Below are 24,468 nucleotides of genomic sequence, written 5' to 3'. Positions count from 1 at the left end.
TGTTACGGGGTTAAATGTGCTCGGGCCCATTCGATATCGTTGACGAAGACCGCATCGACACCGAGCCGTTCGAACCGTTTCAGCTGTTCGAACGTCTTGATCGTGTACGGACGGACCTTGACACCGTTCTGTTGAATGAGCTTGATCTCGTCATCGGTCATCGTTCGGACACTTGGATGCACGCCTGTCGCCCCGAGCTCGTTCAAGTAACCGGCCAAGTCGAACAGCGGTTGGGCGATGAGCGCGGCAGACTCGTACTCGGGTGCTAACCGCTTCAATCGGTAGAGCGTCTCATGATTGAAGGAAGAGAACAGGACGCGGTCGGCCGGGAACTGATGGGCTCGCAGCGTCTCGACGAGCCGGTCTTCGATCCCCTCGTACCGGTCGATGTCCGTTTTCACTTCAAGGTTGAGATAGACGCCCGTTCCTTTTACTAAGTTTAACAGGTCGTCTAGTGACGGGATGCGCTCCTCGAGGTCGAATAAGACACCGGCGTTGTATCGTCCGAGCTCGGACAACGTCATCTCGGCAATACGGCCCGACCCGTCTGTCGTCCGGTCGATCGTCTCATCGTGAATCAAGACGAGGCGACCGTCTTTCGTCAAATGGACGTCCGTTTCAATCCCGTCGGCATGGGCGGCGAGCGCTGCGCGAAACGCCGCCATCGTGTTCTCCGGGAACTGGTTCATCACCCCGCGGTGCGCGAATAGCTTCATCGGAAGACTCCTTACTCGGTGACGTATTTTTTCGTCAAATAGCGGACGAGCGGACGGACCGAGATATCGCCTCCGGTCACTTGCTTGATCAGCTCGTTCGGGGTGAGCGACTTGCCGTGGCGATGGACGTTCGTCTCGAGCCACTGTTTGATCGGACCGAACTCGCCTTCATGCACTAACGTCTCAAAGTCGGACCGTTCCGATTTGAGCGTCTCGGTCAACTGCGCCGCATAGATCAATCCGAGCGCATAGCTTGGGAAGTAGCCGAATGAACCGCCGGCCCAATGGACGTCTTGCAATACGCCTTTCGCATCATTCGGCACCTCGACGCCTAAGTACTCTCGATATTTCTCGTTCCAAGCGTTCGGCAGCTCGGCGACGGTCAAATCACCTTGGATGAGTGCCTTCTCAAGCTCGTAGCGGATGATGATATGGAGGCTATACGTCAGTTCATCCGCCTCGATCCGGATGAGCGATGGTTTCGCCTCGTTCACGCCTGCGTAGAACGTATCGAAGTCGATATCTTGAAACGCCGGATGCCGTTCTTGTAGCCGTGGATAGACGCTGCGTAAAAATGCTTCGCTGCGCCCGACGAAGTTTTCAAAGAAGAGCGACTGTGACTCGTGGATACCCATCGATGCGCCTCCCCCAAGTCCGACCTCGTCGAGCGCCTCGTCGATCTGTTGCTCGTACGTCGCATGGCCCGCCTCGTGCATCGTCCCGAACAGGGCGTTGCGGAAGTCCGACTCATCATACTTCGTCGTGATCCGCACGTCGCGGCGGTTGATCGTGATCTCGAACGGATGCACGGTCGCGTCGAGACGACCGCGGGACAAGTCATAATCGACGACCCGCATCCAATCGTGACAGATCTGTTCTTGCACCGCCGCCTCCATCGACCAGTCGAGTTCATGCTTGCTCGACTTCAACTGACGGATCAACGGGACGAGCTCGTCCCGTAGCGTCTGGAACAATTCGTCGAGTTGTTCGACGGTCATACCCGGTTCGTAATCATAGAGCAACGCATCGTACGGGTGCGTCTCATATCCGAAATAATCCGCGAACTTACGCTGGAACGCGACGATTTTTTCTAAATACGGGGCGAATGTGCCCCAATCGTTCTTGTCTTTCGCCTTTTCCCATGCCGTCTCGGCTTCAGAGACAAGTGTCACGTAGGCCTGATACTCCGCCGGAGGGATCTTGGCGTTCCGTTCATATTGCGTCTTCGCCACGTCGACCGAGCGGACCTCGGTCGGTGTCAACTCTTCGGTCGCCGTCATCTCGGCGAGTAGTTCCGCGAACGAATCGCTCGTCTGACGTTTGAACGCCTCTGTCGACAAGTAACCGATCGTCTCGGCACGAAGCGGGGCCGACTGTTCCGGCATCTGTGTCCGCATGTCCCAATATAGTAGCGAGATCGCCTCATCGAACGCACGTAACTGTTTGAAATGTTCACGCCATTGCTTTGTAATTTCCATCTGATTCCCACCCCTATGACAGTTGTTTCCTTACCTCTCTACTTTAATCGATGTGACGAAAAATGCCTATTCTTTCGACACATCCACTTTTCGCTCATAGTGGAGCGGCTTCGTCGCCGGACCTTCAAGGACGTTTCCTTGCGTGTCAAAGCGCGATCCATGACATGGACAGTCCCAAGACCGCTCCGCGTTGTTCCAATTGACGCCGCAACCCATGTGCGTGCAACGGGTCGATACGAGATGACAGTTGTTATCGAGATCCCGATAAGCGCCGACTTTCTTGCCATCGACGTGAACGACCCCACCTTCGTCGAGTTGGAGGTCGTCGAGCGAGCCCGGCTTCTCGAGCGTTCCTTTGACGAATTGGGCAGCCGTGTCCATATTCGTCTTCAAGAACTGACCGACATCCGCCGGTTTGAACTTCGAACGGAGCGGATCCAACAGTTCGGTAAACCGGTTCTCGTGACCGGTCAGTAGGTCGGCGAGCAACAGTCCGGATGCGATCCCGTTCGTCATCCCCCATTTGGCGAATCCGGTAGCGACGAAGATGTCCGGTTCACGACTGAACATTTGACCGACGTAAGGAAGATGGTCCAACGTGATCAAGTCTTGGGACGACCAACGGAAACTTGATTTTTTAGCGCGGAACGCCTCATTCGCGAACTGCTCCAACCGGTCGTAGCGTGTCCGCGTCTCCGTCACGTGACCGCTCAGATGCCCCTCCCCTCCGACGAGGACGTACGAGCGATCGCCGTCATCGAACGTCCGGAACGAGCGACTCGGCGAATCGACGCTCAAATACATGCCGTCCGGCACGGGACCGTTCGTCTCGCAAGCGACGATGTAGGACCGTTCGACCTCAAATTTCGAGAAGTATAGTCCACGGATGTCGTTGAACGGATAATGCGTCGCGACCACGACTTGATCGGCTTGGACACGGCGCCCGGTCGATGTCGTGACGATCGGACGCGGACTTTGGCTGATCTCCGTCGCCCGTGTTTTCTCATAAAGCTTCCCGCCCGCTTCGACAAAGCGACGCGCCAGTTCATTCAAATATTTCACCGGATGAATCTGGGCTTGGTCGCGGATGACGGCTGCTTGTTGTACCGGAAATGGAAAGACTGCGTTGACCTCGTTCGTCGCATCCCCACCATTCAACCCGATTTTTTGATACGCCTCGATCTCGGAGCCGAGCTGACTCGAGCTGTCGATCGTATAAAGATATGAATCTTTCACTTCGTAATCGATGTCAAATCCGGTTTCGACTTGACGTCTCAAATAGTCGAGCGCCTCATCGTTGAACTCATAGTAAATACGTGCCGTCTCTTCATTGAACGTCTGCATCAATTTCGAATAGATGGCGCCATGCTGGACGGAACATTTGGCCGTCGTGTGCCCGGTCGTGCCGCGGCCGACTTCCATCGCTTCGAGCAGGACGACCTGCTTGCCCCGGTTTTGAAGCTCATAGGCGGTGACGAGTCCGGCGATTCCCGCCCCGATGACGACGATGTCACAAGAAACGGAACTCTCGAGTCGTGGATACTGTAGGGTGCGATCGTGTTGTCGCCACAATGAATTCGTGAATGGATAGCGATGCATGATGATACCTCCTTTAGGAATGAATGTGTCTGCTTATGTGTATACCCATTCCCTTCTGTTTCATCACTCGATAAATATTGACCTGTTTCTCGATTTTGAAGACGATTTCATTGCCCGACATCCATTATGGTAGAAAAGTAAACTATGAAGGAGCGATTGCAAAGTGAAACGTACCCGTAGACATCGTAGACACACCTATATAATGAGACGCTTGACCGTCGGCTTGATGCTCGTCGGAATGATCGCGATCATTCCGGCACTCATCGGCTTCAAGCAAGAAACACCGGTGAAACCTGATCCGAAGGCGCCGGTGGCCGAACCGGTCAAACAAGGACCGTCTTTCCCGGATATCCCGATCCAAGAATGGGTAGAAGATTCCATTTTGACCGCCGACCCGGAACAGGTTCTTGTCGGGGCGATGACGTTCGTTGATTTGACGGACGGTGTCGTCTTGTTGGACAAACACGGGGAGGAGCGTGTATACCCGGCCAGTACGACCAAGCTGATGACGGCATTGCTCGCCTATGAGAAAGCGGCGGTCTCCGGTGAACTGGACCGCCCCGTCGTCGAAGTGCACGCGACGACGCTCGATATCCCCTGGGACAGTCACATCGTCCATCTCGCCGTCGGCGACCGCCTGACCGTCCGGCAAGCGCTCTACGCGACACTGCTCGAATCGGGCAACGATGCCGCTAATAGCTTGGCTGAGTATGTGAGCGGCTCGACGGCGGAATTCGTTGAACTGATGAATGAACGGGCTCGCGTCCTAGGCTTGACTGGAACAAACTTCAAAAATGCCCACGGCTATTCGGACCCGGACCACTATACGACGGCACGCGACATGGCTAAAATCACTTACGCGTTCGGGACGTATCCCGAACTCGTCGAAATCGCCGGAACGTATGAGTACGAGGCGAAGTTCGAAGACAAAGATGGATTGATGAAGCGACGGTGGTGGTATCACCTCGGGTCGGCGATCAACAGCCGCAGCATCCACTACTCGGACCTCGTCAGAGCGACGAAGACCGGCTATACCGACGAATCGGGCTACACGATGGTGTTCTTGATGGAGCATCAAGGCAAGCAGTACGCGCTCGTGACGATGCAGGCGCGTTCCGGACAGACGTTCCCGACGATGCGGCTCGTCGAACAACTCGCATTTGGACGTCAGGCTGAATGAACGTTACATATGACGAAGACCTGAACCGATCGGTTCAGGTCTTTTTTCGTGGCGTGTTCGTCTTCAAAACAGCCGCTTATGTTACAGGGAGATTACAGAGGCATTGCCTCAATATTTCTAATTGTAAGAATATTTAAACTTTTCGAATGAAAAATAGCTTGCTTATCCGTTGGTATAATAGGCTTTAGAGCCGTTTTTATGAAAAGATGACAGTTTGCAATCACTCTGAAGGTCCGTTAAGGTTAGTGACAAGTTCGGAATATCAGTTGGGTTCGTCATCTTTATGGGAGACTTCCCACATTCCAAACCAAAACTGTTGAACAACATTGAAAGCGTACAGGAGGTAATCAAATGTTATGGCAAGAATGGGTATCCATCGCGCTTTACCTCGTGATGATGCTAACTATCGGTTACGTCGCTTATAAGCGAACGACCGACTCATCAGATTATATGTTAGGCGGCCGCAAAATGGGGCCGGGTGTTACCGCCATGTCAGCCGGAGCTTCGGATATGAGTGGTTGGATGTTAATGGGTCTTCCGGGGGCAATGTATGCCACAGGATTATCAGCGATTTGGTTAGCCGTTGGATTGGTCATCGGAGCTTACTTGAACTACTTGTTAGTCGCTCCCCGTCTACGTGTCTTCACGGAGATGGCAAATGACTCGATCACGATTCCTGACTTTTTAGAGAATCGGTTCCGAGATCACTCGAACTGGCTACGGATCCTATCAGCTTCCGTTATCATCATCTTCTTCACGTTCTATACGTCAGCTGGACTTGTGTCTGGCGGGAAGTTGTTCGAAAGCTCGTTCGGGATTAACTATCAGACCGGTGTCATCGCCACGATCAGCGTCGTCATTCTTTACACGCTCTTCGGTGGGTTCACTGCTGTTAGTTGGACAGACTTTGCACAAGGAATTATCATGTTCATCGCACTCGTACTCGTACCGGTCGTCGCTTTGACAGACGTCGGTGGGATGACGAACGCCGTCAACACGGCGACAGCGATCAACACCGATCTTTTCGACTTGTTTAAAGGGACGACAACGCTAGGGATCATCGGTCTCCTCGCTTGGGGACTCGGTTACTTTGGCCAACCGCACATCATCGTTCGCTTTATGGCGATCAGAGATGTGAAATCATTGAAGGCGGCACGCCGGATCGGTATGGGCTGGATGACCGTCTCGATCATCGGTGCGGTCATGACCGGCCTCGTCGGTATCGCCTACTTCCGTGGTCAAGGCAATCCGCTAGCAGACCCGGAGACGGTGTTCATCCGTTTCTCTGACGTCTTGTTCCACCCGTTCATCACCGGATTCTTGCTCGCAGCGATCCTCGCAGCCGTCATGTCGACTGTATCGTCGCAATTGCTCGTCACGTCGTCGGCGTTGACTGAAGACTTCTATCGTAAGTTCTTCAACAAAGATGCAAGCGATAAAACGATGGTACTCGCCGGTCGAATCGGCGTATTGACGGTCGGTGTCGTGGCGACACTCATTTCGCTCAACCCATCGAACACGATCTTGACGCTCGTCGGCTATGCTTGGGCCGGATTCGGCTCGGCCTTCGGTCCAACGATCCTCTTGTCGCTCTATTGGACGAAGATGACGCGCCAAGGTGCACTCGCCGGTATTCTCGTCGGTGCCATCACGGTCATCCTTTGGATCATCACGGGACTCTCGAGCGTCATCTATGAGATGGTGCCAGGCTTCTTCTTGAGTATGCTTGCCATCGTTCTCGTCAGCACGTTCACGAGCCAACGCGAACAAAAACGGATCAGCCGTGAGTTCAGTGAAATGGAAACAGAACTTGCTGCCGCTAGAAAAGATTAAGTCATACAAAACGCTCGACCCCATTCACGGGTCGAGCGTTTTTTGTCGGTTGTACTTCTTTAGTACATCGTCCCCGCCATCACCCAAAGTTGGAGGAAGAACGTGGCGAGCACGAGTGCGAGCATGGCATTTCTCATCCATCGATTTCGGTTCCAATAATACGCCATTAAGACGAACGGATGAAGCGCGGTCAATTCGTAGGGATTGAACCAAAACCAAGTGAGGATCAAGACGAGCAGGAAGTAGAGCACCGATTTCTGTTTCGTGGCACGATACTCCCGCCACATGTCGTAAGCCCCTTTAAAAAAAGCGACGAACGTGACAACCCAAAACACGATAACAATTATATTATTCAATCACCTTACCACCTTCATGAGACGTTTTCGAAATAGAAGCCACCCCAGTAAATATGTCGATACGTGAACTCCTTGCCGCTCTCGGCCGTGATCACGATCTCATCTTCGGTCAAGACGAGCACGTGAACAGGGACCTCTCCTTCCCGTAACATCGGGCTGAACAGCTGGAACTGCTTGTTCAACCACTTCCGTTCCGTGAAGTCACGATAGTGGTGCAGTGCCAACGACGGGTGGACCAAGAACACTCCGACGATCAAAGCGATGGCACCAGGAGAAGCGGAGAGCTCGATCAGTAAAAACAGGACGAGCACGAGCGACAAGACCGCATAGCCGAATTCTAACAGCTCCATCAAGGAAGCCCGGCTGGCGACCACGTATTGGATGACACGAAACGTGACGTACAGCAGGAGGCTGACCATCAAGTATTGCGAAAATGGAGCGGTGCTCATTGAGATATCCAAATAAAAGAGTACCGGTAATAACATGACCCACTTCCATAATTGTAAGGCGAGGTAAAACAATGTTTGATCGATGAAACGACGATTGTGTACGAGCCGTTGCATATCCATGTTTCCCACCTCCGATTAAAAGATGTGTCTTAACGGTATCATTCCCTCAATCATTGAATGATAACAAGCATTTGCAGGTCAATCGGAAATTTCTTTTCGTTCAATGAGCGTCGCGTTCAATAGCCCTCCAAGGAGGATGACGGAAGCCGCCAAATAAAACCAAACCAACAAAATAATAAACGCACCGAGCTGACCGTAAAACTGTTCGTAGTTGGCATATTGAGAATAGTAGCTGAAGACGTTGGAAACTGTCAATATGCCGATAGTAGCGAGTGTTGCCCCGGCCCAACTGTCACGGAACGTCCCGCGATGACTCGGCAGCCATTTGTAGACGAGCAGGAAGACACCAAACATGACGAGCGTCCCGACGACCCAGCGGAAGTAAAACCATATTTGCGCATATCCCGCGACGATGTCGTCGACAAAGATGATCCGCGTCGACAGTTCGCGCAACGCGGTCTCGGCCACAGGGATGACCAATGAGAACGGCAGAACGAACATGAGTGCCAGCGTGACGGCGATGTCCTGGAGAGCCCCTCTTAAGAACGACTTGTTCCGGATGAGGCGATACGCATCATTCAATGACCGGACGAGCGACTGGACCGCCATTGACGAAATCCACAGCGCCGGCAAAATGCTGAGCGACGCCAGACGCAGCCTCGAGTCATCAAATATCGCCTCGATGTTCCCTTCTAGCAGTCGGTAGCTCGCTTCCGGCATGACGAGAGACAGCGCCGAGATGACGTCCCCGCTCGTGAACGGGAGCCATCCAACAATGCCGAGGACGAACAATAAGAACGGAAACGTCGACAAGATGAAATAATAAGCCAACATCGCGGCTTGATCGAAAAAACGTTCGGCAAAAAAGCGCTTGAATAAAACTTTAAACGTCTGTATCATGCTGTCTACTCTTTTCTTAATTTATTTAATATAAATGCGGTATTTGAAATAATAATAATGTTGCTTGAAAGGCAAGAATACGACAGTCGTTGCCTATTCTTGCCTCGTCCTTAACTGATGTGTTCTCGTTTCGATTCCCACGCCTCGAGATGTTCCTTGCCCGGCAGATCGACATCATCGCGGGAGAACACCGGATCCCGTCCGGACCGTTTTTGGGCGACGTAATCGTCGAGCAACAGCTTGGCGACTTTGCTGAGACGGAAGATGGCGTACATGTTGACGAGCGCCATCAATCCCATGAAGATGTCGGCAATCGACCAGACGAGTCCGGCCGAGCGGACCGAGCCGAACATGATCATCCCTAGCACGGCGATACGATAGATGACAACATACACTTTCCGTTCCGAGATGAACTCGATGTTCGTCTCTCCATAGTAATAGTTCGCTAAAATCGAGCTGAAGGCGAACAGCAGGATGGCGATCGTCATGAGCGTCGTCGCGACCGGTCCGATCTCCGTCAGCAGCGCCTCTTGCGCGAGCTCGATACCTTGGAAGTCTTCAGAACCAGGAACCCCGGAGATCAAGACGATCATCGCGGTCGCCGTACAGATGAACAGCGTATCGACGAAGACACTGAGCGATTGGATCAACCCTTGCTTCACCGGGTGGCTGACCTCAGCGGTCGCGGCGGCGTTCGGCGCCGACCCCATCCCCGCCTCGTTCGAGAACAAGCCGCGCCGTATACCTTGAAGCACCATCGCTCCGACGGCCCCGCCGAACAATTCTTGGAAGCCTAGCACACCTTCTGAGAAGATGGCCGAGAACACGGCCGGAACGACGTCGAGATTCGTCAGCACGACCCAGAGCGCGAGCAAGATATACCCACCCGCCATGATCGGGACGATGATCCCGGACAGCGTCGAGATCGACTGGATCCCGCCGAAGATGACGATCCCCGTCGCAACGGCCAAGATAACACCAACCCAGACCGTATCGATGGCGAAGACGTTATTGACAGAAAGCGCGATCGTGTTCGCTTGCACGGAGTTAAAGGCAAAGCCAAACGCGAACGTGATGAGGATCGCAAAGACGATCCCGAGCCAACGTTGACCGAGCGCCCGCTCGATGTAATAGGCCGGTCCGCCGCGCCACGCCTTGCCGTCATGCACTTTGTACACTTGGGCAAGCGTGCTCTCGACAAAAGCCGAGGCCGAACCGATCAAGGCGATGAGCCACATCCAAAACACGGCCCCAGGTCCCCCGAGCGCGATCGCGGTCGAGACACCGGCGATATTTCCGGTGCCGACCCGTGCCGCTGTCCCGATGGCGAACGCCTGGAACGAAGACACTTGCCCTTTCTCATGTTTGAGCCCTTTGATGAACAATAACTTGAACATTTCCGGCAACATTCTAAACTGCACGAATCCCATCCGGATCGTGAAGTAGATCCCACCGGCAATCAATACGAAAATAAGAACGTACGTCCATAACAGGTCGTTCGCTTGCATGACCAATTCGCGGACATCCACTGCGCATCCCCTCCTTTTATGGAGTTCTTACCCGGTCTAGCCCCGCCAAAAACGATTCCGTCACCGCGTTGCCGCGTCTAGTATTTGTTCACAAAGGGCATGGGTCGTCAAGCTGTCCTCGGCGCGAACACAACCGTTCGGCTCCCCGTTCAACAGTTTGAGAAACGCGTCGATCATCGTCGTAAAGCCGCGCCGTGTCAAATTCGACTCCCACGGGCTCAAGGCGCGCTCGAGCATGCCGTCGGGCGTAAAGTCGTAGACGCGCTCGACGTCTCGAGAGACGCGTTTTAGACCCGGTGACATCACTTCCATCACTTCTTCGGTGCAGCCGTTGTCCCGGTTCATGATGCCGACCGCCTCGACGCCGCCGGCCGTGAAATTGATCTGGAGCTGCTTGAGCGTATCCCCTTCATAACGCGTCCGAACAGACAAGTCCTCGACCGGATTGAGACCGGTCAAGTAACGGAGCGTGTCGACGACGTGGACGAAGTCCTCGATGATGAACTCACGCAGCGTCGCCGGCTGATATGTACGATTCTTTTGGATCAAGACGAGGTTCGGGTTCTCGACTTCTTTGAGCGCCGCCGTCGCCGTCGCAAAACGACGGTTGAAGCCGGTGACGAGTTCGACCTCGTGCTCGTCTGCGAGTCGGACGAGACGTTCGGTCTCCTCGAGCGTGAACGTGACCGGTTTATCAATGAAGACGTGGACGCCTTGCCGAAGGGCGTACTCGGCTTGTCCGGCATGCGCTGACGTCGTCGAATGGATCAACACCGCATCCATCTCACCGAGCGGGACGTCCTCAAGCGTTCTGAAGTGACCGCTGAATCGATATTGACGGACGAGTTGTTCCGCTTTCCCCTGATCCCGCGAGACAAGATAAACATCTACCCCATCTAGCCCGGCATAGACCGGTAAGTACGCTTTCTTGGCAACATCACCTAAACCAACAACGACTAATTTCATTTCAACATCACTCCTCTTTCGATTGACTGAACAAAACCCCAAAGCGTCGGCCCGGGGTCGATGGTTCATTTAATGAACCGCTAAAATTTCAAAACTCGTGATCGGCTTACGAATCGCATCCGATACGATTTGATAAAGATCAGCGAGTTGCTCGTTATCGTTCAAGTCCGGCGTTCGATCAAGCTCGACTTCACACGTTCGTGTCGTCTGCTCCTTGTCTTGAAACGCATATTCAATCGTGTATAGTTGCATGAGACGTCTCCTCTCCACTATGTATACGTATGTATAACCTGTATCTGAACGATTGAAACGCTTCAAGCAGATCAAGTCAAATCGTTCAAGTTATATATATTCAGAAATCCTACAATTTCCAATCATAAGCCTTGTATAATCATTCAAAGATTCCTAGAATGAACAAGTATGTACCAAATGAGTGAAGGAGTTTTTAAATGAAAGCACGATTTACTTATTTAGCCTTACCGCTGGCGATGTTTCTACTGGCCGGATGTAGCACCGAAGAAGTGTCTTCCCCTATCGATGATACGACTGAAGTGACCGATTCGCAAGAAGAATCGTCCGATGTGCCCGAGTCAACAGAGGAATCTGTCGAAGTGATCGATTCACAAGAAGAACCCGCTGTCGAGACGGAAGCGGAGGAACAACAATCGACTAGCGATCGCTTCTCTGGTTATGAACGTGTCGAAGTCGATGGTGGTGATTTATCCGGACATCGCGAGGCGAATGTTGTCGTCGACGTCGGTTTCGGAGACCGTGAGTATTGGGCGTTCACGAACGATCATGGGCAACTCGTGAAAGTGACAGCTGACGAGATCATCCTACAAGATGATGAGAGCGAGGACGTCACCTCGTCAGGACGCTACTACTGGGACGAGGCGAAAGTCCCCGGCGTTGAACATCAATCTTTAGATGAAGGACATGTCATCGCCGATTCACTTGGGGGCGTCTCTAACGCCTTTAATATCACCCCGCAAGACAGCACGCTCAATCGGCACGGGGACCAGGCTTATATGGAAAGTGTGATCCGTAGTGCGGGCGGGGCGACCGATTTCGAGGCCATCATCACGTATCCGGATACCGAGACGCAAATCCCGTCGAGCTATCAATACACATACACGTTGAAAGGCAATGTCATCGTCGACAAGTTTGACAATGTGAACCCGGACGAGGTCAATGCCGGCCTCGGTCTGACCGAGAGCGAACCAGAACCGGAGGCTGCTCCCGCTCCCGCTGCAGAGCCGGTTGGCGACGTATCAAGCGTCGATACGAACGGGAACGGGCAAGTGACGATCCAGGAAGCGAAAGACGCCGGCTTCAGCATGCCGATCACGAGCGACCACTGGCTCTACCCGCATATGCGGGATAATGACGGGGATGGAATGGTCGGCGAATAACACGTAACCTCCCCGCGTGAGTCAACTTTTTTAACGCCGATTTCACAGTATACGTGACGACGCTCTTTCTAGTTAAAGGAAGAGCGTTTCTTTTTGTTGAATAAGATATGCAGTCAAATGTTTCACGTTTCTCTTGAATGATGGTGAATCGGGATGGAACACAAATTTTCAAATTTTTAACCCCGCCTTATTAGGAGTTATTGCTGTCAGTACGGCATACATATAGTTTAGGAGGTTCAAATATGAAACGCTTGGTGGGTTTGCTGATCATTACGCAAACAATTTTGTTTGGCATGTTAATCTTTCAATTGAATGAATTAGCTGATTCTGTCTTACAGGCTGGATCTTACGTAGCAACACAAGAAGGATCGCTTGCATGGGGTGGAAACATGTCGCCTTGGTTTTTGTTTTTACTTCTCGGACTGACATTGCTAGGCGCCTATTTAACGTTTTCTAAAGAATAAGAAGCGTTTTTGTCGTCTGAACAGAAAAAGACCATAGACATGTGTCTACGGTCTGAAGTCGCTCTAAAAGCTTTTTTTGTATCTACGTGCACTGACGACTTACTTACCTTCTGAAGTCGGCTCGACAGCACGTCTCGGCGGACGCTTGCCGAAGAACTGGTAGTACTGCGTCTCGATGTTGCCGTTATACAGCTTGCGGCGTTTTGTCGCCGGGCGGCCGTAGGCTTTCTCGAAGTCTTCGTAACTCGTCAACATATAGACGCTATAACCCGGATATTTGGCATATTGCTGCCCGATCCGCTCGTACAGCTCGATGATCTCGTCTTCCGTCTGCAACCGCTCACCGTAAGGCGGGTTGCCGATGATGATCCCGTAATCCTCGGTCGGCTTGAGCGCCGCCGCATCGGTGTGGACGAACGTGATCGCGTCACGGACGTCGGCGAGGTCGGCGTTGTCTTTGGCGAGTTTGACCATGCGCGGGTCGAGGTCGATGCCGTAAATCTTGAGCGGCTTGTCCCACTCGGCTTTTTCGTTCGCTTCATTGATTGCCTCGTACCAAGCTTTCTTCGGTACACATGGCCAATCTTGCGAACAGAATTCACGGTTTAATCCCGGTGCGATATTGCGACCGATGAGTGCGGCCTCGATCGCGAGCGTACCAGAGCCTGTGAACACATCATAGAACGGCATGTCCGGCTTCCAGTTCGTCAGTTTGATCATCGCTGCGGCCATCGTCTCTTTGAGCGGTGCCTGCGAATGGAGCTCGCGGTAGCCGCGACGATGGAGCGCGTCACCCGACGTGTCGATCGTGATCGTCGCCACGTCTTTCAAGAGCGCGACTTCAATTGGATAGATCGCACCCGTCTTCGGAAGCCATTCATCCGGTTTGTTGTAGCCGCGTTGCATCGCATCGACGATCGCTTTCTCGGTGATTTTTTGGCAGTCGCGGATCGAGAACAGTTGCGACTTGACCGAACGTCCGTCGACGGTGAAACGGGCGTCCCACGGCATCAGCTCCGTCCAAGGCAAGTCGACGACACCGTCGAATAGTTCCGTGAACGTCGTCGCCTTGAACTCGGCGACGACGAGTTTGACGCGGTCGGCCGTTCTGAGCCAAATGTTCAAACGGGGAATATCCTCCATCTCGGCGTCGATGTAGACGCGTCCATTCTCGATTTCACACGTGTAACCGAGGTCACGTACTTCTTTAGCGACGAGCGCCTCGATGCCCATCGCTGCAGTTGCGATCAGTTTTCGTTTTGCCATATGATCCCTACTTTCCTAATTCGTAATTGTTAAGCGTAAAATGGTCAAGTAAAAAGGAGCTCAAGTAAGATTGCTTGAACTCCTTGTCAATGTAAGTTGAGACTATGCTGCCCTGTAAGCCATGTTCTGTACTCCGGTGCTCGTAGCGGTTTCCCTGGCACGATGGAGTGACAATCATCTATCTGCGCCGCTTGGCGCCTTCCGTCCCGTTCGATTCCAGTCAGGAAGTTCCCCTACCATAGTTTGGGTTTCTCGCTCGTGGGGTTTACCTCGTTCCACTCTGAACGTTTCCGAACAGACTCCGTCACTGTGGCACTTTCAAGAAGCTTGCACCGTATCCGAAGACTTAGGTGCTTCTTCTGCCGTCAACTTGCGTTGCCTACACTTATCTTTTCGTGTAGCACGATCACTACAGCCATCACAGGCTGTGCGAGCATGGACTTTCCTCAAGACTTGCGTCCCGCGATTGTCCAGACTTCATAGTCACTTAATCATTGTAGCGGATATTGCCAAATATGACAACTAAGAAACCGAACTTGATTTTCATTGGCGTCAGCGCTAAAATAAGGCGTGTTCCATTGAACAAGGAGGGATTTTGATGCGTCAAGATGCAAAGAAAGGTTGGATCCAACGACTGACCTATGTGATCGAGATCGATGACATTAAAGCGCTCCACCCGAACAACGGCGTATTCGCCTTCTACCGTAAAAATCGACTCGTCCGAGGATTTGAGCCGTTTGACATTAAAGGACCGAATGAATTGTCTAAACGCGCTTATCACTTCGATCACCATAACTTGGCCCATTTACAGGAACGTTTTCCTGAATCGATTCCTTTATTCGACGCGTCGAAACAGACGCGACGCGTTTGGAGCGACGCCGTTCGCGTCGGTCTATGTGAAATCATCATCGACGGGAAGCTAAGTTTTGAACACATCGACGACAACGGCAACGTCTTAGAAGCGAATATCCGCTGGAGCGGTGAAGCTATCACAATCGATTAACGAATTAAAAACGCCCGCATCTCTCGACTCGTCTGTCGGAGATGCGGGCGTTTTTTTATATCGCTTCAGTCGTGTCCGTCGTTTCTTCGACGACAGGTAATGCCGGGGCATACTTCGTCGAGACGACTTTTTCGGAGATGTCGGTCGGTTTCAAGAGGACGGTAAGGCCTTCGGCGGTACTTTTACGGACCGGAAACGTTCCCGGTATATGCAGTGCCTCATAGACGACTTGATTGTCTTTATCGAGCACGGTGACGGTCCCTTTGCGCGTCGTCGTCAGTTCGAACGTCTGCGCATCGGCCACTTTGATCGCCACGGACGGTTTGACCGGGTTCACGTACGTGAACGAACGACTGGCTGAACGTTTAAATTTCCCGTCCGTCACGACCGCGGTTAGACGGTACTGCCCGCTCGGGAGCCAGTCCCCACCGGCGAACATGGTAAAAGCCGGATTGTTTGCGGTCAACGTCTTCACTTTGCGCGTTCCCTGATAGAGGTAATAAGACGTCTTCAAGTTCGGTTTGTTCGAAAGAGCCAGCTTCGCCTCCGTCACATAACGGTTCCGTAGCGTCGCTGGTGACGTGATCGTGACCGGACGCGGCGTCGCGTCAAGCAACCGCTTCGTGTTCAGTTCGGTGTACGTCTTCCCGCTGACGCGAGGCATTTTTTGAAGCAGTCCCTCGATCTCAGCCGGTGTCAAATACGGATTGACCGACTTGACGAGCGCAAGCCCAGACGAGACCATCGGCGCCGCCATCGATGTCCCATCCATGTAGATAAAACTGTTCTTGACGCCGAGCGATAAAATGTTCACGCCCGGTGCGACGATTTTCACTTGGCTATCCATGTTGCTGAACGAGGCGACACGGCGATTCGCATCGACCGCTCCGACGGCGATGACTTCTTTCATATTGGCGGGGAAAGATGTCTTCGCGCCGTCATTTCCAGACGAGGCGACGATGACGACACCTTTCGCCCGGGCCCGGCGGATCGAGTCGGCGAGCACTTTATCGTAATCCTGTCCCCCGAGTGACAAATTGATGATGTTCGCACCTTTGGCAACGGCCGTGTCGACGGCTTTGGCGACCGTCCACGAATCCGTGAACTCTGAGTTCTTCCCGTAGAAGACGTTATAGAAATGATAGCGGACGTTCGGTGCGAGACCGGCCATCCCAAATTTATTGTGCAGTCCCGACATGATTCCGGCCGTGTGCGTGCCGTGATAGTCGACACTGTATGGCCCTTTAATCGAATTGACGACTCGTGGTACGTTATAGAGCTCTTTATGGCTCCGGTCTGCAGATGAATCGATCAAGGCGACGACAATGTCTGACGCCCCACGGGTCGTGTTCCACGCTAAATCGGTACCGGTCTGCTTGATGTAATATTGGTTCCCGACCCGCGGCTCTGTCACAACGTACCCATGCTTCTCTAACAACACCGGCTTAGACGCCCCGGCAGTCGAAGGCACGAGTAACGTCAAAGCCGTCAGTAGAAGAATTTTTTTCATCGCCTTACGCTCCATTCCAAACTTCCTAAGATTTACCCATTATCTCAAATTTCACGACGGATTTCCCTTTTTTCTTAAAAAAAGGTTGTGACATTTTTCTGACGGTTTACCAGTAGTCCGGCTCATCAGGATGTTCCATCTCAAAATCGATAATTTTACCGATCGTCAAGTACGTATAATACCGGGCCAACTCCGTCCGGTAAGGGTCCGGTGTAAAACCATCTAAATCTTCACCGAGCGGCGAACCGTCAATCGTTTCAAACTGTTGACAGAAGAATGACTCCGTCTCTTTATTCCAGACGATATTGTCACCGATATAGCCACTTCCAAAGCGGATATAGTCGATGATCGAAGGGACGATTACTTCAGCCGGGAGCCGTTCACTCATCCGTCCGACCAATTCATAGCGATCCCGGTCCACATAATCGGCTTGTTCAAGCGACGTACATTTCAACACTTCTTTATTGATCTCGATCAATACGACATAATCCCCAGACTCAATCGACAGCTTCATCTCTTCACCTCATCTCAATCTCCACTGATCCGTCTATGTTAACAACTATTCGGAATAAAATGCCGAAATCCTGTATACCTGTACAAATTTTCCAACGGCTCGATTCGCACAACATGATGAAATCTGTTTTTGTTATACTAAGGATATGAATCAAGAGAGGAAGTGCACTATGGCCAAACGCCCTTTGACCCCTCGTGAAAGCGAATTGATCGCGACCGCCCTGTTTGTCGTCGGGAGCGTCCCTTACGCCGGACATATCGACCGGCTCGAATCGCTGACACTTCGCGACATCGCAGACGACTACTTGTCCGGAAAACGTCCTGCCGCGGACGCCGTCGAGGCGCTCGACCAGTACATTTTCGTACGCCGCCATCGCTTTAAAAATGTTACGCCTCATAACCTATGGACGCTCGACGACCGGACCGAGCAGGAAGCGCTCCGTTACATCGTCAGACGTCCGGAATTGAAGAAAGGTGAGACGTTAAACAAGCAAAACTCACCGTTCACGATCGGACAAGATGTCGAATTCAAAGTCGACAAACAACTCGATCGCGGGCAATTCCGCATCTATATCGGGAAATTGAACGGGTACACGATTAAAGCCCAGTCGAAAGAAAAAGACAAGCTTAAATCCGTCAAAGGCTGGATCACCCATCTCGACCGCAAAGACCGGCTCGTTTTCGTCAATATTTCCGAGTTCGGGCGCGAACCGATTGACGCCGACATGTTGGTCCAGTTCGAGGCGATGAGCGCGGGACTGCTCGGCTGGTTCGATACGGCCACCCTGCCGACCGAAGACGAAGCGAAGACGGCCAAACAAATGATCGCCACGCTACAACGACGCGACCAGCCGTATTGGTTCACACTGACCCAAGCGTTGAACCATCCTCGACCTGAACATGTGAAACGCTGGAATACGGTCGTCAACTTGCTCGTCAAAGCAAGCGCCGGTGACGCGGCCGCCGTCGAGACGCTCGAAGTCAAAGAAGACAAATACTTTAAAGACGCCTTTTTACGGGCGCTGCGATCACTTCACGCCGAATTGACGAAAGCGACGTGACCGTATTTGGACAGGTGGCTTCGGATTACCCGAGGTCACCTGTTTTCACCGTGGTCGCCATATGGAAAGGAAGAGGGATATGCACGTATTGATCGTAGAAGACGACCCGGCCATCTTACGCCTCATTGAAGGGACGCTGCGGCAGGCCGGGCATCACGTGTCGGTCGCCATGGACGGACACGCGGCTGAGCAATTGTTTATATCGAACCCGGCCGACGCCGCCGTCATCGACATCATGTTGCCCGGGATGGACGGGCGACAGTTGTGTCATCGCTTGAAAGAGCTCGTGGACATCCCCGTCATTTTGCTGACGGCGCTCGGGGAATGGGAAGACAAACGGAGCGGGTTCGAGCATGGCGCCGATGACTACATGACAAAACCGTTCATTCCGGAAGAACTATTATTCCGGCTTCAAGCCGTGGCGAAACGGTATGAAAAAGTCGCCGCCTCATTGATCAAGGCCGGGCCGCTCACGTTAAATCTCCGGGAATATCGCCTCACCTTCAATCAAGAGACGATTCACCTGCCAAAACGCGAATTTGAGCTGTTGTATCAGCTCGCGGCCTTTCCGGGACGCGTGTTCAGTCGCGACGAGCTGATCGAGAACGTGTGGGGGTTAGAGTTTGACGGTGACGACCGGACGATCGACGTCCACATCAAACGGCTCCGTAGCCGCCTACCTGATGAGACGGTCATGATCCGAACCGTCCGGGGCATCGGCTACACGCTCGAGGTGAAGCCATGAGATCGCTCTATTCGCGAATCGTCGTGACCGTGTTCATGATTTTACTCTTGTCGGGTGCCATCGCCCTGCTCGTCAGTAACGTCGCCTATTACACGTGGTGGCAGCCATCGTATAGCGCGAAGACTGAACAGATGGCAAGTTCCGCGCGCGGCTACTTTGACAATCATACCGATCAGGACGAGACCGCATTTTATTCGTTGCTCGCTCAAAGCGGCTACCAACTGTTAGTCGTCAAACCTGACGATCGCATCATGCGTTACGGTGGAACGTTCCGAGACGAGACGATCGATGACGAAACGATCGATGCGGTCCGCTCGGGCATCGCCTATGAAGGGATGCGCGATTACCCGTTCCACTTGTTTTTGCTCGGTCTGTTCGATAACGAGGTCATCAATACGTACGGCTTCAACGTCGCAGGGACTGACGGGGATGATGCCGTCTTCCTACGTCCGGACTTAGGTGCCCAAATTCGTGAGCTTCATCTGTTCGTCGGACTATTTTTCGCCGTTCTGACCGCTTCGGCTTTCATCTTGATCGCCTTGGCGACCACGCTGCTCGTCCGGCCGCTTAAGATCCTCACGGCTGCGACGAGCTCTGTCGCCTCCGGAGAGCGCCCGAGCTCGCTCCCGCTCAATCGTCATGATGAGATCGGTACGCTCGCACGTCGTTTCGCCCTCATGGTCGATTCACTCGAAAAGTCAGAAGGTGAACGGCGACGGTTCGTCTCGAACGTATCGCACGAATTCCAATCACCGCTCACTTCGCTCACAGGCTACGCGAGTATTCTGGCCGATCAGTCGACAGGCGAGGCGAAAGAATATGCGACGATCATCCGGAATGAGACGGAACGTCTGTCAGGGTTGACCAAACAGCTGTTGATGCTCGCCCGTCTAGATGAGGCCAACGTGTCTCTCCAGACCGAGGTCGCGATTGGCCGCTCCATCGAAGACGTGATTCGCATGCACGCGTTCGAACTCGATCAAAAAGGAGTCGCTGTCACGACGGATCTCGATGCGTCGCTCGTCGTCACGGGCGACCCCGTCTTGTTGTCGCAAGTTTGGTCCAACTTGTTGTCCAATGCGATTCATGCCTCACATGAGGGCGGGATGATCACGATCCGGGCCTACGAGGAGACACGTCCGACCGTCTCGATCCAAGACGAAGGTGTCGGCATGGACGATGCGACAAAGGCTCGCTTGTTCGAACGCTTCTATAAAGCCGATCTGTCCCGGACGAGTCGCGGCACCGGACTCGGGCTCGCGATCGCGAATGACATCGTCCGCTTGCACGGCGGGGAGCTCCTCGTCACTTCAGAGCTCGGGCGTGGCAGCGTCTTTATCGTTCGCTTGTAGGTTTGTTCATATTCCGTTCATGTTCGTCAGCTATGCTTCCTTCATCGACATGAAGGAGGTTTTTTTATGGAGTTAGGACTGAAAGAAATGTGGCGTCAAAAACGGAGGTTCTCGCTCATTTTTGTGATCACGCTGCTCATCGTCTTGTTGACGACGCTGATCACCGGACTCGCCGATGGGCTCGCTTACGATAACGGTGCGACCGTACGTGAACTTGATACAGACACGTTTCACTTGTCCGCTGACGCGGAAGGTCAATTGACGCGATCGTTCATCGAACAAGCGCCAACGGACGGTTTGACACCCCTTGCAGTCAAACCGCTCACGTTCGTGAACGAGACGAAAGTCGATGCGACCGTTTTCGCCTTGCCGGCCGATTCGTCGATTGGACCGTCACTCGACCTCGCCGTCGGGGAAGTGCTCGTCGACCCGAGTTTTCTTGAGACATTTGTCGTTGGAGATACGGTCGAAGATTTCACGAGTGGGTATCGCTTCACCATCGCCGGCGTGACGGATGGACGGTTCAGCCACGCCCCGGTCGTCTGGACGACGATGGAGACATGGGCCGCCTATCAACAGGCGGCCGGTGGTCCGACTTACGTGTCTGCTTTACTTGGAGAAGGCGACACGTCCCTCTCCGCGTACACGAAACAAGAAATCATCGAGTCCGTTCCTGGCTATTCGGCCGAACAAGGCACGTTCAATATGATGCGCGGTTTTCTATTAGTAATCGGCGCATTCATCTTGACAGCATTCTTCTATATGGTGACGCTACAAAAGTTGCCAGAACTCGGGATTTTAAAAGCAATCGGCATTCGGACACGTTCGATCGGCACAGCGCTCGTCAGCCAAGTGTTCGTCACCGTCGTCTTCGCGAGCGGCGTCGCGTCACTGATCACATGGCTGTCGACACGTATCGTCCCAGAAGCGATTCCATTTCAATTTGAGCTTGCGAACGTGATGCTCTTTAGCGCACTCTTCGTCCTCATCTCGCTCCTTGGGACGATCTTGCCACTACAAACACTACGCCGGCTCGACGCAGCTGACGCCTTAGGAGGTCGAATGACATGAAACTGACTGGCATTCATCACGCATATGAACAACCGATTTTGTCTGGGATCGACTTGACCGTCTCTCCTGGTGAGTGCATCGGGATCGTCGGACCGAGCGGTAGCGGGAAGAGTACGCTCCTGCAAATTCTCGGGTTATTGAAACAGCCGGATGCCGGGACACTCTATCTCGATACGGTCGATGTATTTACACTCGACGAAGAAGCGAGACGGAAGTTACGCCTCAATGAGATCGGGTTCGTCTTTCAAGACACCCACCTCGTCCCGTATTTGACGGTCATTGAACAACTTGCACTCATTCAGGCGGAAAGTGACACAGACGGCGACGCGAAACAGCTGTTGACAGATTTCGGACTCGGCCATCGATTGAACGAGTTGCCGAATCGTCTCTCCGGCGGCGAACGGCAACGGGTCGCTGTGGCCCGCGCACTCATCAACGACCCGTTGCTCCTGTTGGCTGATGAACCGACAGCAAGTCTCGATTATACGAACGGCCGCCTCGTTATGGAGCGTCTCGCCGCAGCGGCGCATGAACGGAACAAACGAGTGATCGTCATCACCCACGATGAGCGCATGCTTGATGTGTGCGACCGGGTGCTCCGTCTACGAGACGGTCAGCTCGAAACGCTCTAACATGCTCGCACACTACCGGCTTAATCGGGGGCGCTAGCATGGGGACACCCCGCTTCTGATCGGGGAGATTGAAGAACTTTAACTGATTATGAGAAGAGGAGCGCCGACCCGGAGGGGATGACGCTCCTCTTCTTTCAGTATCTACGACAGCGTGTTGAAGTTTTCATCAACCGACCCGATGCCTTTCCGGATGACGGATGAGGTCGAGATGATAGGACAACCAGGCGCTGAACGTGATATGAACGGATAACGTCCGCATCACATCGATGTCAATCTGTTGAATCTTCAGAAGCCTCTCTTCGATATGGTGTGAGACGAGGAAGACGTCGGATAACGCCAGGAGCGCCCGCATCGCCTCATCTGGTTTGACGCCCGCGGTTATCGCGAGCGTATGTAGCGACAGATGAATGCTGCGAGTTGTCCCGGTCAAGTAACATTCGATCAACGCATCGAGTACAGGCGACAAATGTGTGGTCTCGTGCGTCCCCCGGTGATAGATGCTGATCCCCTCTTCGGTCACGTAATCCGTCCGCCCCATTAAACAAGCTTGAATCATCCGATACATCGCTTCACGCGTCACGTCCATCCGCCTCCTTCATTTCTGCCGTTTCAGCATAATGTCAAACGACTCACGGGGCAAATTTCCTTGTTCACACTTCCATAGACAATTCGGTCACATATGCTCGGACATTAGTAACTCGAACGTGAACGAAACGATTCGTTTCGGGTACAATAATGGAGAAGGGAGCGGTTTTATATGCAGAAAAAATGGAAGTACGGTCTCGCGACTTTGTTCACAGGCTATTACGCCGTCAGTTATTACGCGTTCAAGCGGATGACTCGCGGAAAACGTAAGACGCCCGAGATGCTCTTAGCACCCTATACGAAAGAAGATCAATCCTTTTATCACGACGTGCCGTTCGAGCACGTCTCCCTCCGTTCCCGTGACGGCTACCGTCTGTATGGCCGGGTCTATCGGAACAATAATCATAAAAAGTGGATTGTTTTTGTCCACGGTTATACGGCCTCCCACAGCTTTATGGCACCGCACTTGGCGATGTTCCACCGGCTCGGCTATAACTTGCTTGCGGTCGACTTGCGCTCACACGGAGAGTCGGAAGGGGTGTACGCCTCGTACGGATACCACGAGAAACATGACATCGTCGACTGGGTCGAGTGGTTACGCGACCATGAGACGGTCGATCAAGTCGGGCTCCACGGCGTATCGATGGGCGCCGCGACGATTCTTCAGGCCGGCCCGCTCACTGATGTGGATTTTTTGATCGCCGAGTGCCCGTTCGATGACATGAGGCAACTCATGCGCCACCAATTGAACGTGCTACATCGCTTACCGGGTGACTTGTTGTTGCCCGGCATCAATTACTTCTTGTGGAGTCGGGCTCGGTTCACGATGCGGCAAGTCCGACCGAAAGTAGCGCTCGCATCAATCACTGCACCGGTGCTGTTCATCCACGGCACGAAAGACGACTTTGTCCCGACCTGGATGTCCGTCGAGATGAACGCACTCAACCGCCAGAACGCGCTCGCACTCATTCACGGCGCCGAGCATACGAATTGTATCTTAAAAGACCAACCTGCCTACGAGAACGCTGTCAGTCAGTTTTTGCGTCGGTGACGTGAATCGGCCCGGCGATCAAGTCGAGCAACGTATGGATGAGGATCAACGGCCACAACATTCCCATCGTCAAATATAAATAACCGAACAGGAAACCGACAAGGCCCGTCGTGACAACCCCTTTCGGACCCTGGTACGCATGGGCCAGACCGAACAGCCCGCCCCCGATGATGGCGAGCGTCGCATCCGGGACGTCCGTGTATAAAGAAATCGTATACAAGAGGACGCCGCGGAATATGAACTCTTCGGTCGCCCCGGCCGTGAACGATACTGCGCCCCACGCCCTCGCTTCGTCGGTCGTGCGCGGAAGGAGCAACCGTTCAATCTCAAGCCCGTAAAACGGCCGAAGCTTTGTCCGTAACGCGGCCGACGTCTTGACGAGCAAATAGAACGCGATGAGACCTGAGATGACTATGGTCGAAAAGAAGAAATACTGCCAGGCGCGCCCGTCCCCATCCGGCGGCGCGAACCCGAGGCCGACCGCTTCCGGCGGGACTTGGAACAAGAAGACGAGCGCTAGTAAGAGCAGGCTCAGCCCCCATGCCGACTTGATCGTCTCTTCATAGACACGGGTTCTCCCGAGCGCCTCGATCATCGGCTTCACGAGCCGGGCGTTGAATAGTTGTACGATCAATAAATACGCAAGAATAATCGTAAAGACGACCTGTTCAAGCATC

The 24,468-nt window shown here is 53.2% G+C and carries 25 protein-coding genes and 1 other RNA gene; 11 read left to right on the top strand and 15 right to left on the bottom strand.

The annotated features are described in order from the left end of the window. Positions 1-2 precede the first annotated feature (2 nt). From BJU60_RS01790 to BJU60_RS01780, 3 genes are all read right to left on the bottom strand, one after another. Positions 3-716 (bottom strand): glycerophosphodiester phosphodiesterase, encoded by a 714-nt coding sequence (locus BJU60_RS01790; RefSeq protein WP_070327220.1) that lies wholly within the window; start codon positions 714-716, stop codon positions 3-5. Positions 717-727: 11 nt separating this feature from the next. Beyond that, a complete protein-coding gene (locus BJU60_RS01785; RefSeq protein ID WP_070327219.1) occupies positions 728-2,194 on the bottom strand; it encodes a carboxypeptidase M32 in 1,467 nt (488 codons plus the stop codon). Positions 2,195-2,260: 66 nt separating this feature from the next. Then, positions 2,261-3,793 carry an FAD-dependent oxidoreductase gene (locus BJU60_RS01780; RefSeq protein ID WP_070327218.1) on the bottom strand — a complete coding sequence of 511 codons (1,533 nt, stop codon included), beginning with the start codon at positions 3,791-3,793 and terminating at the stop codon, positions 2,261-2,263. A gap of 202 nt (positions 3,794-3,995) precedes the next feature. On the opposite strand from BJU60_RS01780, the gene BJU60_RS01775 reads away from it, so the two are divergent. Together BJU60_RS01775 and putP are read left to right on the top strand one after the other, a co-directional pair. Continuing rightward, positions 3,996-4,973: a D-alanyl-D-alanine carboxypeptidase family protein gene (locus BJU60_RS01775; RefSeq protein ID WP_070327217.1), complete on the top strand. Its 978-nt coding sequence runs from the start codon at positions 3,996-3,998 to the stop codon at positions 4,971-4,973. Between the two features lie 351 nt (positions 4,974-5,324). Next, on the top strand, positions 5,325-6,806 hold the full coding sequence (putP, locus tag BJU60_RS01770; protein WP_070327216.1) for a sodium/proline symporter PutP: 1,482 nt from the start codon (positions 5,325-5,327) through the stop codon (positions 6,804-6,806). A 59-nt stretch (positions 6,807-6,865) separates the two neighbouring features. Here putP and BJU60_RS01765 read toward each other — a convergent pair whose 3' ends face one another. From BJU60_RS01765 to BJU60_RS01740, 6 genes are all read right to left on the bottom strand, one after another. Next, a complete protein-coding gene (locus BJU60_RS01765) occupies positions 6,866-7,162 on the bottom strand; it encodes a hypothetical protein (protein WP_236636158.1) in 297 nt (98 codons plus the stop codon). Between the two features lie 14 nt (positions 7,163-7,176). Further along, positions 7,177-7,731 (bottom strand): hypothetical protein, encoded by a 555-nt coding sequence (locus BJU60_RS01760; protein WP_070327215.1) that lies wholly within the window; start codon positions 7,729-7,731, stop codon positions 7,177-7,179. Positions 7,732-7,809: 78 nt separating this feature from the next. Then, positions 7,810-8,631, bottom strand: a complete 822-nt coding sequence (locus BJU60_RS01755; RefSeq protein WP_070327214.1) for a YihY/virulence factor BrkB family protein — start codon at positions 8,629-8,631, stop codon at positions 7,810-7,812. Positions 8,632-8,741: 110 nt separating this feature from the next. Then, entirely contained in the window at positions 8,742-10,160 is a 1,419-nt protein-coding gene (locus tag BJU60_RS01750; protein ID WP_254281617.1) for an alanine/glycine:cation symporter family protein, read from the bottom strand. A 60-nt stretch (positions 10,161-10,220) separates the two neighbouring features. Further along, entirely contained in the window at positions 10,221-11,126 is a 906-nt protein-coding gene (locus BJU60_RS01745) for a Gfo/Idh/MocA family protein (protein ID WP_070327213.1), read from the bottom strand. Between the two features lie 69 nt (positions 11,127-11,195). After that, entirely contained in the window at positions 11,196-11,378 is a 183-nt protein-coding gene (locus BJU60_RS01740; protein WP_016509062.1) for a hypothetical protein, read from the bottom strand. A gap of 197 nt (positions 11,379-11,575) precedes the next feature. On the opposite strand from BJU60_RS01740, the gene BJU60_RS01735 reads away from it, so the two are divergent. Further along, positions 11,576-12,538: a DNA/RNA non-specific endonuclease gene (locus tag BJU60_RS01735; protein WP_070327212.1), complete on the top strand. Its 963-nt coding sequence runs from the start codon at positions 11,576-11,578 to the stop codon at positions 12,536-12,538. A 242-nt stretch (positions 12,539-12,780) separates the two neighbouring features. Beyond that, positions 12,781-13,002: a hypothetical protein gene (locus BJU60_RS01730; RefSeq protein WP_254281616.1), complete on the top strand. Its 222-nt coding sequence runs from the start codon at positions 12,781-12,783 to the stop codon at positions 13,000-13,002. 99 nt (positions 13,003-13,101) lie between these two features. Here BJU60_RS01730 and BJU60_RS01725 read toward each other — a convergent pair whose 3' ends face one another. Both BJU60_RS01725 and rnpB read right to left on the bottom strand, forming a co-directional pair. Next, positions 13,102-14,268, bottom strand: coding sequence for a THUMP domain-containing class I SAM-dependent RNA methyltransferase (locus BJU60_RS01725; RefSeq protein WP_070327211.1), 1,167 nt, complete (start codon positions 14,266-14,268; stop codon positions 13,102-13,104). 110 nt (positions 14,269-14,378) lie between these two features. Beyond that, an RNA gene (gene rnpB / locus BJU60_RS01720) (RNase P RNA component class B) lies at positions 14,379-14,746 on the bottom strand. Between the two features lie 120 nt (positions 14,747-14,866). Here rnpB and BJU60_RS01715 point away from each other — a divergent pair. After that, positions 14,867-15,271: a hypothetical protein gene (locus tag BJU60_RS01715; protein WP_070327210.1), complete on the top strand. Its 405-nt coding sequence runs from the start codon at positions 14,867-14,869 to the stop codon at positions 15,269-15,271. 55 nt (positions 15,272-15,326) lie between these two features. On the opposite strand, the gene BJU60_RS01710 is transcribed toward BJU60_RS01715, so the two are convergent. Both BJU60_RS01710 and BJU60_RS01705 read right to left on the bottom strand, forming a co-directional pair. Beyond that, on the bottom strand, positions 15,327-16,781 hold the full coding sequence (locus BJU60_RS01710) for a S8 family peptidase (protein ID WP_236633378.1): 1,455 nt from the start codon (positions 16,779-16,781) through the stop codon (positions 15,327-15,329). 106 nt (positions 16,782-16,887) lie between these two features. After that, on the bottom strand, positions 16,888-17,295 hold the full coding sequence (locus tag BJU60_RS01705; RefSeq protein ID WP_070327208.1) for a hypothetical protein: 408 nt from the start codon (positions 17,293-17,295) through the stop codon (positions 16,888-16,890). Positions 17,296-17,464: 169 nt separating this feature from the next. On the opposite strand from BJU60_RS01705, the gene BJU60_RS01700 reads away from it, so the two are divergent. The 5 genes from BJU60_RS01700 to BJU60_RS01680 all read left to right on the top strand — a co-directional run bounded on the left by BJU60_RS01700 (position 17,465) and on the right by BJU60_RS01680 (position 22,155). Beyond that, positions 17,465-18,355 carry a hypothetical protein gene (locus BJU60_RS01700; RefSeq protein WP_070327207.1) on the top strand — a complete coding sequence of 297 codons (891 nt, stop codon included), beginning with the start codon at positions 17,465-17,467 and terminating at the stop codon, positions 18,353-18,355. Positions 18,356-18,434: 79 nt separating this feature from the next. Next, positions 18,435-19,100: a response regulator transcription factor gene (locus tag BJU60_RS01695; RefSeq protein WP_070327206.1), complete on the top strand. Its 666-nt coding sequence runs from the start codon at positions 18,435-18,437 to the stop codon at positions 19,098-19,100. Then, entirely contained in the window at positions 19,097-20,452 is a 1,356-nt protein-coding gene (locus tag BJU60_RS01690) for a sensor histidine kinase (RefSeq protein ID WP_070327205.1), read from the top strand. Before BJU60_RS01695 ends, BJU60_RS01690 begins: the two co-directional genes overlap by 4 nt. Positions 20,453-20,518: 66 nt before the next feature. Beyond that, positions 20,519-21,523: an ABC transporter permease gene (locus tag BJU60_RS01685; protein ID WP_070327204.1), complete on the top strand. Its 1,005-nt coding sequence runs from the start codon at positions 20,519-20,521 to the stop codon at positions 21,521-21,523. After that, entirely contained in the window at positions 21,520-22,155 is a 636-nt protein-coding gene (locus BJU60_RS01680; protein WP_070327203.1) for an ABC transporter ATP-binding protein, read from the top strand. The genes BJU60_RS01685 and BJU60_RS01680 overlap by 4 nt, the downstream gene beginning before the upstream one ends. 166 nt (positions 22,156-22,321) lie before the next feature. Here BJU60_RS01680 and BJU60_RS01675 read toward each other — a convergent pair whose 3' ends face one another. Then, positions 22,322-22,735: a hypothetical protein gene (locus BJU60_RS01675; RefSeq protein ID WP_217265635.1), complete on the bottom strand. Its 414-nt coding sequence runs from the start codon at positions 22,733-22,735 to the stop codon at positions 22,322-22,324. Between the two features lie 177 nt (positions 22,736-22,912). Between BJU60_RS01675 and BJU60_RS01670 the strand changes: the two genes are divergently transcribed. Next, entirely contained in the window at positions 22,913-23,791 is an 879-nt protein-coding gene (locus BJU60_RS01670; RefSeq protein ID WP_070327201.1) for an alpha/beta hydrolase, read from the top strand. On the opposite strand, the gene BJU60_RS01665 is transcribed toward BJU60_RS01670, so the two are convergent. After that, positions 23,769-24,467: a CPBP family intramembrane glutamic endopeptidase gene (locus BJU60_RS01665; RefSeq protein ID WP_070327200.1), complete on the bottom strand. Its 699-nt coding sequence runs from the start codon at positions 24,465-24,467 to the stop codon at positions 23,769-23,771. The two genes, BJU60_RS01670 and BJU60_RS01665, sit on opposite strands and share 23 nt — an antisense overlap. Position 24,468: the final 1 nt, after the last annotated feature.

This window comes from Exiguobacterium aurantiacum, from assembly GCF_001766415.1.
Taxonomy (GTDB): domain Bacteria; phylum Bacillota; class Bacilli; order Exiguobacteriales; family Exiguobacteriaceae; genus Exiguobacterium; species Exiguobacterium aurantiacum_A.
The sequence above is the reverse complement of the archived record's forward strand: the minus strand, read 5'-3'. Positions and strand labels throughout refer to the sequence as shown.

Excerpts from the sequence above, each read along its gene's own strand:
- BJU60_RS01715 (WP_070327210.1), top strand. The coding sequence starts at position 14,867 with ATGCGTCAAGATGCAAAGAAAGGTTGGATCCAACGACTGACCTATGTG.
- BJU60_RS01700 (WP_070327207.1), top strand. The coding sequence starts at position 17,465 with ATGGCCAAACGCCCTTTGACCCCTCGTGAAAGCGAATTGATCGCGACC.
- BJU60_RS01695 (WP_070327206.1), top strand. The coding sequence starts at position 18,435 with ATGCACGTATTGATCGTAGAAGACGACCCGGCCATCTTACGCCTCATT.
- BJU60_RS01755 (WP_070327214.1), bottom strand. The coding sequence starts at position 8,631 with ATGATACAGACGTTTAAAGTTTTATTCAAGCGCTTTTTTGCCGAACGT.
- BJU60_RS01790 (WP_070327220.1), bottom strand. The coding sequence starts at position 716 with ATGAAGCTATTCGCGCACCGCGGGGTGATGAACCAGTTCCCGGAGAAC.
- BJU60_RS01775 (WP_070327217.1), top strand. The coding sequence starts at position 3,996 with ATGAGACGCTTGACCGTCGGCTTGATGCTCGTCGGAATGATCGCGATC.
- BJU60_RS01730 (WP_254281616.1), top strand. The coding sequence starts at position 12,781 with ATGAAACGCTTGGTGGGTTTGCTGATCATTACGCAAACAATTTTGTTT.
- BJU60_RS01760 (WP_070327215.1), bottom strand. The coding sequence starts at position 7,731 with ATGGATATGCAACGGCTCGTACACAATCGTCGTTTCATCGATCAAACA.
- BJU60_RS01685 (WP_070327204.1), top strand. The coding sequence starts at position 20,519 with ATGGAGTTAGGACTGAAAGAAATGTGGCGTCAAAAACGGAGGTTCTCG.
- BJU60_RS01785 (WP_070327219.1), bottom strand. The coding sequence starts at position 2,194 with ATGGAAATTACAAAGCAATGGCGTGAACATTTCAAACAGTTACGTGCG.
- BJU60_RS01670 (WP_070327201.1), top strand. The coding sequence starts at position 22,913 with ATGCAGAAAAAATGGAAGTACGGTCTCGCGACTTTGTTCACAGGCTAT.
- BJU60_RS01665 (WP_070327200.1), bottom strand. The coding sequence starts at position 24,467 with ATGCTTGAACAGGTCGTCTTTACGATTATTCTTGCGTATTTATTGATC.
- BJU60_RS01780 (WP_070327218.1), bottom strand. The coding sequence starts at position 3,793 with ATGCATCGCTATCCATTCACGAATTCATTGTGGCGACAACACGATCGC.
- putP (WP_070327216.1), top strand. The coding sequence starts at position 5,325 with ATGTTATGGCAAGAATGGGTATCCATCGCGCTTTACCTCGTGATGATG.
- BJU60_RS01705 (WP_070327208.1), bottom strand. The coding sequence starts at position 17,295 with ATGAAGCTGTCGATTGAGTCTGGGGATTATGTCGTATTGATCGAGATC.
- BJU60_RS01725 (WP_070327211.1), bottom strand. The coding sequence starts at position 14,268 with ATGGCAAAACGAAAACTGATCGCAACTGCAGCGATGGGCATCGAGGCG.
- BJU60_RS01680 (WP_070327203.1), top strand. The coding sequence starts at position 21,520 with ATGAAACTGACTGGCATTCATCACGCATATGAACAACCGATTTTGTCT.
- BJU60_RS01690 (WP_070327205.1), top strand. The coding sequence starts at position 19,097 with ATGAGATCGCTCTATTCGCGAATCGTCGTGACCGTGTTCATGATTTTA.
- BJU60_RS01745 (WP_070327213.1), bottom strand. The coding sequence starts at position 11,126 with ATGAAATTAGTCGTTGTTGGTTTAGGTGATGTTGCCAAGAAAGCGTAC.
- BJU60_RS01735 (WP_070327212.1), top strand. The coding sequence starts at position 11,576 with ATGAAAGCACGATTTACTTATTTAGCCTTACCGCTGGCGATGTTTCTA.
- BJU60_RS01740 (WP_016509062.1), bottom strand. The coding sequence starts at position 11,378 with ATGCAACTATACACGATTGAATATGCGTTTCAAGACAAGGAGCAGACG.
- BJU60_RS01710 (WP_236633378.1), bottom strand. The coding sequence starts at position 16,781 with ATGAAAAAAATTCTTCTACTGACGGCTTTGACGTTACTCGTGCCTTCG.